Origin of the sequence: Terribacillus halophilus, from assembly GCF_900101385.1 — a bacterium.
GTDB classification, from domain to species: Bacteria; Bacillota; Bacilli; order Bacillales; family Amphibacillaceae; genus Terribacillus; species Terribacillus halophilus.
The window spans coordinates 281,731-290,165 of record NZ_FMZB01000004.1; the positions used below are offsets into that span (position 1 = coordinate 281,731).

9 protein-coding genes are annotated in these 8,435 nt (G+C 40.7%); 7 read left to right on the forward strand and 2 right to left on the reverse strand.

Features of this window, described 5'->3' with window-relative positions; all coding sequences use genetic code 11:
* Window positions 1-16: 16 nt before the first annotated feature.
* Entirely contained in the window at window positions 17-1,135 is a 1,119-nt protein-coding gene (locus BLQ53_RS09595; RefSeq protein WP_093727085.1) for an NAD(P)/FAD-dependent oxidoreductase, read from the forward strand.
* On the forward strand, window positions 1,129-2,715 hold the full coding sequence (locus tag BLQ53_RS09600; protein ID WP_093727086.1) for a nucleoside recognition domain-containing protein: 1,587 nt from the start codon (window positions 1,129-1,131) through the stop codon (window positions 2,713-2,715). The genes BLQ53_RS09595 and BLQ53_RS09600 overlap by 7 nt, the downstream gene beginning before the upstream one ends.
* 178 nt (window positions 2,716-2,893) lie before the next feature.
* Here BLQ53_RS09600 and BLQ53_RS09605 read toward each other — a convergent pair whose 3' ends face one another.
* Both BLQ53_RS09605 and BLQ53_RS09610 read right to left on the reverse strand, forming a co-directional pair.
* A complete protein-coding gene (locus BLQ53_RS09605; RefSeq protein WP_093727087.1) occupies window positions 2,894-3,118 on the reverse strand; it encodes a sulfurtransferase TusA family protein in 225 nt (74 codons plus the stop codon).
* Between the two features lie 14 nt (window positions 3,119-3,132).
* The gene (locus BLQ53_RS09610; RefSeq protein ID WP_170829643.1) at window positions 3,133-4,194 is read right to left on the reverse strand and encodes a YeeE/YedE family protein; all 1,062 of its coding nucleotides are present in this window, start codon (window positions 4,192-4,194) and stop codon (window positions 3,133-3,135) included.
* A 181-nt stretch (window positions 4,195-4,375) separates the two neighbouring features.
* Between BLQ53_RS09610 and BLQ53_RS09615 the strand changes: the two genes are divergently transcribed.
* The 5 genes from BLQ53_RS09615 (at window position 4,376) to BLQ53_RS09635 (ending at window position 8,033) form a co-directional block, all read left to right on the forward strand.
* A complete protein-coding gene (locus tag BLQ53_RS09615; protein WP_139180864.1) occupies window positions 4,376-4,843 on the forward strand; it encodes an immunoglobulin-like domain-containing protein in 468 nt (155 codons plus the stop codon).
* Window positions 4,840-5,727 (forward strand): TIGR01777 family oxidoreductase, encoded by an 888-nt coding sequence (locus BLQ53_RS09620; protein ID WP_093727089.1) that lies wholly within the window; start codon window positions 4,840-4,842, stop codon window positions 5,725-5,727. Before BLQ53_RS09615 ends, BLQ53_RS09620 begins: the two co-directional genes overlap by 4 nt.
* 204 nt (window positions 5,728-5,931) lie before the next feature.
* Window positions 5,932-6,414, forward strand: coding sequence for a DinB family protein (locus BLQ53_RS09625; protein WP_093727090.1), 483 nt, complete (start codon window positions 5,932-5,934; stop codon window positions 6,412-6,414).
* A 414-nt stretch (window positions 6,415-6,828) separates the two neighbouring features.
* Window positions 6,829-7,191, forward strand: coding sequence for a GNAT family N-acetyltransferase (locus tag BLQ53_RS09630; protein WP_093727091.1), 363 nt, complete (start codon window positions 6,829-6,831; stop codon window positions 7,189-7,191).
* 80 nt (window positions 7,192-7,271) lie between these two features.
* Window positions 7,272-8,033, forward strand: coding sequence for an SDR family oxidoreductase (locus BLQ53_RS09635; protein WP_093727092.1), 762 nt, complete (start codon window positions 7,272-7,274; stop codon window positions 8,031-8,033).
* Window positions 8,034-8,435: the final 402 nt, after the last annotated feature.

Here is an 8,435-nt window from a genome sequence, read left to right on the forward strand (position 1 = left end):
AAGGAGGAGCATACATATGGATGCTCACTATGACGTGGTGATTGTAGGAGCTGGTCCATCTGGACTAGGAATAGGGAGTATCCTGCAAGAAATGGGTTGCGATAGTTTCGTTATTTTGGAAAAAGAGGAAGTTGGGAGCAGCTTTAAAAAATGGCCAGCTGAGATGAGATTCATTACGCCTTCATTTCCAGCACAAGGGTTTGGGCAAACAGATTTAAATGCAATAGTGCCTAAAACTTCACCTGCTTTCACGTTAGACCAGGAGCATCCGACAGGTAAGGAGTATGCTGAATATTTAGCTTTGATTGCTGAACATTTTGATTTGCCAGTAGAAGAAAAAACTACTGTTTTGACAATAGAAAAAAATATAGAGACAGATTGCTTTACTGTTGTGACTTCAAGAAAGAAGATTCAAGCTCAATTCGTTGTTTGGGCCGCCGGTGAGTATCAATATCCAAATAGTAATCCTTTTCAAGGTGGAGATCTGGCAATCCATACCAGTGAGGTAGAATCATGGAAAGATATACCTGTCAGTGATCATATTGTAATCGGTGGGTATGAAAGCGGGATGGATGCAGCTTATCATCTCTGTAAATTTGGTTCTCATGTAAAAGTACTGGCAAAAACGAACACTTGGGAATTTGATCATAGCGATCCGAGTGTTTCGCTTACCCCATATACGTACAATCGTATTTCAGAAAAATCGATATCGGATGATCTGGAATTGATCGGCGATACGGAAGTTGTATGCATAGTGAAACAAGACGGTGGCTATCAAGTGCTGAGCAGCGATGGAAGGAAGTTTGTCTGCACTGAGCCCCCTATTTTGGCTACAGGGTTTACAGGAAGCACAAAGTTGATTAAATCACTTATTTCCTTTGGGGAACATGGAGAAGCATTGTTAACCGAGAATGATGAATTGATAAAAACGCCCGGAATATTTCTGGCAGGTCCCGAGATTAGGCACAGGAGTCATATATTTTGTTATATCTATAAATTTCGACAACGATATGCAGTGGTGGCCAAAGTCCTTGCAGAGCGATTAAAGCTGAATAAAGATATTTTAGATATGTATAGACAAGAAAATTTCATATTAGATGATCTTTCAATGTGCGGAGAAAGGTGTCAATGTTAAAAAATAATGTTCATGCTCAAAAGGTAATATTGATAGGGTATGAATCTGTGGGAAAGTCTGCTGTTTATCGTACGCTAACCAATGATAGGACGATTAACAGTTCTTATGTGAAGGGATCTACTTATGAGACTGCTGCTGCTTTATTTACGGGACGAAATTTAAAGCTGATTGATACACCTGGAATCAGATTTGAGGTTGATTCCCTTACCACTCAATCAGCATTAGCGGCAGCTGATAACGCTGATGTGGTCATGCTGGTAATAAAAGCATCAGAGCTTAAAGAAAATCTTATAAGTCTAAATGAAAAGCTCCTATTAAGAAGCAAAAAAGTAGTTATATTAGTCACTCACGCAGATGAATATCAGCAGACAGAATTAGAACAGAAGCAGATAAAAAGACTTTTAAACATACCCTTGGTTTGGTTGGATGCCCGAGACATCAAAGAGAAGCATATCAGTGAAATATATGAAGCGATAAAAGCAGCAGCAACTTGGAATATCAGTGGCAGTATACTCACGTTTTTGCCTGACTCTATCCAAGAAAAACAAAAGCTGATCTTTCCTTTTCATCTACCGGTCTTGGGTCCGTTATGTGCGATGATCGCTTCCCTTTCCATTTTTGGAGCACCGGTGATTTTAGCGTATTTGTTGGCAAGTAATGTCCAGATTGTTACGGAAAGTTGGCTGATCCAGCCTCTGCAACGTGCAACGACAAACTTTCCGAGTTTATTAAGGGAAGTGTTAGTCGGGGATTATGGTCTGGTGACGCTAGGCTGGTACTCGTTCATCTGGGCTTTTCCCGTCATAATACTTGTTGGTTTAGCAACATCTATTACGGAAGAAAGTGGCGTACAAGAGCACATTACCCATACCTTGGACCCTTGGCTGAGGAAGATTGGATTAACTGGAAGAGATTTAGTGCCTGTCTTAACTGGATTTGGGTGTAATGTTGTTGCGGTGATGCAAAGCAGGAACTGCAGTTCATGTACAAGAGGTGCATGTGTGTCACTGATTTCGTTTGGTTCAGCATGCAGCTACCAAATAGGTGCCACCTTGTCTATATTTGCTTCTGCTGGCAAGCCCTTATTATTTATCCCGTATATATGTATATTGTTTTTAGTCGGGGCCATCCATATCAGAGTATGGAATAGACAAAAAAGTATCATGGGTCAACTAGAGCGAGTTGCCACACTTCCTCATATCCAGAGGGTGGATTGGAAGGCTGTAACTTGGAGATTAAAATCTGTAATGAAGCAATTTCTACTGCAAGCGATGCCCATTTTTTTATTGATTTGTCTAGTGGCATCATTAGTGCAATCTACTCCTATCATGACCTGGTTAGGGTTTTTATTATCGCCTGTGATTGGAGTCTTGCAGTTACCTAATGATACAGTTACCGGAATAGTATTTTCGTTCATAAGAAAAGATGGTTTGTTGGTATTGAATCAGGATTCAGGAAATCTGTTGTCCATGATGACAGCGTCACAAGTGTTTGTGTTGGTGTACTTGGCTTCCACATTAACTGCTTGCTTAGTTACTTTATATACAATCGGAAAAGATTCAGTATCAGATATACACTAGGATTACTATCAAAACAAGCGGTGACTTCGATAGCAAGCACAATAGTAATCGCCGGTGTTTTATACAGAATTTTTTAAGATATCTTTGATAGTTATAGGATTTGAGGATATTTAAGCAAATGTTCACCAATCCAACTAAAAAAGATCGCAGAGAATGAAAGTTTCTCTGCGATCTTTTTTCATTTCTTTTTAATCGTTATCGTCCAAGCCGCTTCACCCAATTGCTCATAAGCTGTTACTTCATGACCTGCTTCGGCTGCCCATCTGGGAATGGATTCGGTTCCTTGGGTGCAATCGAATTGAACCTCCAGCTCATCACCCGATTGTATGTCTTTAATGGCTTCCTTTGCTTCCACTAATGGGAAGGGGCAGACCATTCCCATTACTTCCAATGTTTTCTTCATTTGAATACACTCCTTTATGCTGGTACAGCATGTGTAGTTTGCTTGGCTTTTTTACGTGGTCGTACATAAACAAAATAAGAAGCAGTCCATGTTCCTAAAATCATGAAGGCTAACGAAATCCATCCTTGCCACGTCATCATGGCAGTCATCACAAGACCGTTACCGATTGAACAGCCACCTGCTAAGGCTGCACCGAAGCCCATCATCAGTCCGCCGCTGAAGCTATGAATGGTTGTTCTCAAATCAGGCAGCCTGAATCTGAATTCACCACTCATTTTTGCTGCGAACAAAGAACCTAAAAAGATACCAAGGACAAGAAAAACACCCCAGTTGATAAAACTCAATTCCCCTGTAACCAAATATTGAAGAATATTTGCCGAGGGAGTGGTGATACCCAAACCTGAGATACGCCCGGTAGCAACACTCAACGGCCATGCCAAGATGGCGATGAGCCCTACGAGAATGGCGGTGACAAACGGATGCCAGCGCTTCTCGAAAAGAATATGAGCCAGACCTGTTCTTTTCGGCTTCAAACCTGGAATCTTGACTTTTGGTTTACGCAAAGTACGATAAACGATGAACCCGACTGCTAAGCCAAAGATGCCAACCAATATCCAGATATTTACCCCTAATGTAGCTGCAATGGAGTTGTTCTCCAGCTGCACCTCTTTTACAGCTGTATCCAATGGCAGTAATACACCAGACTTCATGACGGCTGCCATTAGCATATAGCCGGCCAGTGCAATCCAGCTACCGATTAATCCTTCCCCCGCTCGATACCAAGTACCAGTCGCACAGCCGCCAGCAAAAATAATACCGATACCGAAAATGAATGAACCTATGATTACCGCAATGATTGGCAGCGTACCTGCATTGAATTCAAAGACTCCTACATGGATCAATGTATATACGCCAATACTTTGAATCGCAATTGCAATCAGCAAGGCATAAAACATTCGGTTATCTTTCGTTAAAAACATGTCGCGAAAGCCGCCAGTCAAACAAAAACGCCCTCGCTGCATCACAAAGCCCAGTAATGCTCCGCAAAGCAAACCGGTCAGGATCATTTGAATCATTGTTACACCTCTCTTAATCCGAGTATTCTTATAAGTTTTTATGATAATGCTTTCTTCATGCAGAATCAACCTTTAATTTGTTTTTTCTGAATTTACAGTGTGCTATTAAGATGTTTAGAGAGTTGGTTATTTTTGTAAGGGGGTTATTGTGATAAAGTTAGGAGAAAGGGAGGTGCCTGAGGTGAAGGGAATCATTATTCTATGTTTATTGTTCACTGTCTCTGGTTGTACAAGAGAACTTGAGCCGAGTACGTACGGAGATGTCATAAAAGAGACGGATCCTTTGGTAACACTTGAAATAGAAATTGATACCAGAACAGTTCCCGATGAGATACCTTATCTGATAAAAAATCAAAGTGACCATTCTTTGACCGAAGGCAGGGAATTTGTAATAGAAAAATATGATGACAAACAAGAAAAGTGGTTTCAGGTACCTTTTAGGGAAGGCGGTGCACACCAGCTTGATGCTTGGATCATCGAGCCCGATTCACAAAGCAGAGCATCTGTCAATACAGATGTTTTGGACCGATCTCTTACTGATGGTGTTTATCGGCTAATCAAGGTTCTATCGTGTGATGGAAACGGAATAGTCGTTTATGGCGAGTTCACTGTGGAAAATGACAAAATCAGCAAAGGAGCTGAACAATGAAAAAAGTGATCATAGCTGGCGGAACAGGCTTCGTTGGTAAATATCTTACGAAACGATTTACGGAATCAGGATATGAGGTGCGTATCATTTCCAGGCAGAAACAGCACATATCCTGGCATGATAATGCGGCTGTGAATGAGGCACTGGAAGGGGCAGAACTCCTTATTAACCTTGCTGGTAAGTCGGTGAATTGCCGATACAATGAGAGTAATAGACAAGAAATTATGAATTCAAGAGTAGCGGCAACGAAAATATTAGGCGAGGCAATTCAGTCCTGCAAGAATCCACCCGAACTATGGATCAATAGCAGTACGGCAACCATTTATCGACACGCGGAGGATCGTCCGATGACAGAAGCAGAGGGCGAAATCGGGGCGGGCTTTTCTGTAGATGTTGCCACGAGATGGGAGGATACATTTTTCTCGTTCAAACTGCAGGAAACAAGACAAATTGCATTACGAATTGCAATTGTTTTAGGGAAAGACGGAGGGGTCATGACACCTTATCGAAATTTAGTGAAGTTCGGACTTGGCGATGTACAAGGCACTGGAAAGAAAATGTTTAGATGGATACATATGGAAAACTTGTTTCAAATCACGCTCTTCTTGATAGAAAGAAAAGAGCTGCGCGGGGTTTTTAATTGTTCGGCACCGAACCCTGTGACAAATCGTGAATTGATGCAAATACTGAGAAGCGAAATGAATGCCCCTTTCGGATTGCCTGCACCTAAATGGATGCTGGAGATGGGAGCTGTTTTCATCCGGACCGAAACGGAATTGGTATTGAAGAGCCGCTGGGTTATACCTGATCGGTTAGAGCGTGCAGGTTATGCGTTTCATTATAAAACACTTATCCATACCTTACAGGATATTCTGCAAGTGTGAATAGCGCATGGAGATTTTAGAGGGATTTTCTATCAGTTTTGATATGAATTCAAACAATGGGGCGGGGGAACTAGTCTTTTTGTTCTTATACTCCCTGTCATATTTCTTCATCATTTACTTAGGAAGGTAAGTTGAACAAGGATTTCAACCGCGTTTTGCAGAAATTGTGAAAGTACGTTTACGGCAAAATGAGGAGGGTCTGCTTTGCAATTGTTTTTTAGATATAACTGGATAGTAAGGGAAGACTGGTATCATTGGTGTGAAGAATTGAGAGAAGAAGAACTGCTGCAAAACAGAACGGGAGGAAAAGGAAGTATATTACATACTCTTTTTCATATAGTTGATGTCGAATGGAGCTGGATTCGTCTCTTACAAGGCAAAACCAATCTTGAGGAAAATTACGATGCTTATAAAAGCTTAAAAATGGTACGAAAACTGGATGCGGAATATCATTTGGAAGTGGAGAAATTTGTCAACGGGTGGGATGCTAGTATGGAGAATCGTATATATTACGATACCTTACCTGATGGAAGGGTTGTAACGGATACTTGGGGTGAGATCATGCGCCATACGATTGCTCATGAAATTCACCATATTGGACAACTTTCCATTTGGGCCAGAGAAATAGGAAAAAAGCCTGTTTCCGCAAACTTTATCGGGCGAGGTCTTTCTTCTTATAGTGAATAGATAATTTAGATTTCTTTTTTGTTAGCTTTTTTATAATATCTGAACCATTCAATTGACTCCTCAAGGGGTCTTTTTTACATTAATTATCAGCATAGTGTCATAATAAATATCGGATAAAGAAGTCTTGCTTTATAGTCCCTATTCAACGTCTAAAGAAGTCTTGCTTTATAGTCCCTATTCAACGTCTTGAATAGAAGGGCCGAGGAAAACTAAACCATATCATAAAGCGCAGAGAAAGAGGTGGTTTGAAGGTGACTAATGCGTCAATTGAACTAGCAAAATCACTGGATATAGAGTCCATACAACGATTATTTGATGAAAGCAGTACGGAACTTCAAGGACAAGGGATATTCCAATGAGATGAAAACTATCCTAACCGAGACTATTTTTTAAGAAACAATAGAAGCAAATGAATTGTATGTACTGAAAATAGACGGAAAAGTCATGGGCGCGGTTGTGTTGAATGACTGGCAATCTCCTGAATGGAAAACAGTGAATTGGCGCAACCGAAGTGGCAGCAATTTAATTGTCCATACTTTTTGTATACATCCTCAAGCACAAGGCATAGGCTACGGAGGGAAAATACTTCAATTTGCTGAAGAGACGGCATTAAAACAAGGCTATACAGGTATTCGCTTGGACGCTTTTTCTAAAAATAAGCATGCATTGGCTTTTTACGAGAAAAAAGGCTACGTAAAAGTGGGAGAAATTATTTTTAAATCGAAGCCGGTGAATAATCAATTGTACTTCTGCTTTGATAAGATTCTTGTGCTATAGGACATAATGTTTGAGAAGAAAATTGTATCTGGGATAATATAAGTACGCAAGCTAAAGATATATGGAATGAGGGGCAGCAAATGAATTTGTCGGGAAACACAGTACTGATCACCGGCGGGGCTTCAGGTATTGGTTTCGCTTTTGCGGAAAGGTTTATCAAAGCTGGCAGCAAGGTAATTGTTTGCGGCCGTCGTGAAACAAAACTTCAGGAAGCAAAGGAAAAGCATCCGGAGCTTATCACACATGTAGCGGATGTTTCATCTGAAGCTGATCGCGCCAATTTGTTTGATTGGGTACTAACGAACTATCCAGAAGTGAATATCCTTGTAAATAATGCGGGTATACAGCAGCGGTATAATATTTTGGAGGCAAATGCAAAAGATGACTGGAGTTATTTCAATCAAGAAATAATTGCCAATATGGAAGCACCTATGCATCTTGTTATGTTATTTGCGCCATACTTTGCGAAAAAAGAAACTGCAGCGATTATTAATGTCACGTCTGGTTTAGGCTTTACACCAATGGCGATCGCCCCGATTTATTCGGCAACAAAAGCAGCAATGCACTCCTTTACGGTCAGCATCAGACACCAGCTTTCCGATACCTCCGTCCAAGTAATTGAGGTGGCACCTCCAGCTGTGAATACAGATCTTGGCGGAGTAGGACTGCACACATTCGGGACACCTGTGGATGAGTTCGCCGATGCGATATTTGAACGAATTAAAGCAGGCAGCTTGGAAATGGGTTATGCCCGATCAGAAAAAGCCAGAAAAATGTCACGAGAAGAAATCGACGAATCTGTCGCCGGTATGTATGAGAATATGAAGGATTCGATTAAATAAGGGATATTGCAAAAAGGACCATACGGTGAGCAAATATGTTCATCGTTGGTCCTTTTTGTTCTGGCTGGGTTTGCGTTTTTAAGGGCTTTTTGTTCCACTTTTTTCTTTCGTGATGAAGTGCAAGGACATTAGGAATAATCCAATCAAAGCAGCTGCAATAGGAAACCAAATGGATCCAGTGCCGTAGAAAATCTTTGCTAAATTTTCATCACCATCAGACATCAAAAGATCGTAACTTCGGGAATACAAATCAATAAAGAAAAACATTATCAATGATGACATCACAAAAAAAGAGCCAGAAATAAAATTAGACTAACCTAGTCAAATGGGACATAAAAAAACACCCTTCAAGTGGTACACTTAAACTAAGTGTCAATTTGGAGGGTATTTTTTATGCAGAAA

Excerpts from the sequence above, each read along its gene's own strand:
- BLQ53_RS09595 (WP_093727085.1), top strand. The coding sequence starts at position 17 with ATGGATGCTCACTATGACGTGGTGATTGTAGGAGCTGGTCCATCTGGA.
- BLQ53_RS09600 (WP_093727086.1), top strand. The coding sequence starts at position 1,129 with ATGTTAAAAAATAATGTTCATGCTCAAAAGGTAATATTGATAGGGTAT.
- BLQ53_RS09605 (WP_093727087.1), bottom strand. The coding sequence starts at position 3,118 with ATGAAGAAAACATTGGAAGTAATGGGAATGGTCTGCCCCTTCCCATTA.
- BLQ53_RS09610 (WP_170829643.1), bottom strand. The coding sequence starts at position 4,194 with ATGATTCAAATGATCCTGACCGGTTTGCTTTGCGGAGCATTACTGGGC.
- BLQ53_RS09620 (WP_093727089.1), top strand. The coding sequence starts at position 4,840 with ATGAAAAAAGTGATCATAGCTGGCGGAACAGGCTTCGTTGGTAAATAT.
- BLQ53_RS09635 (WP_093727092.1), top strand. The coding sequence starts at position 7,272 with ATGAATTTGTCGGGAAACACAGTACTGATCACCGGCGGGGCTTCAGGT.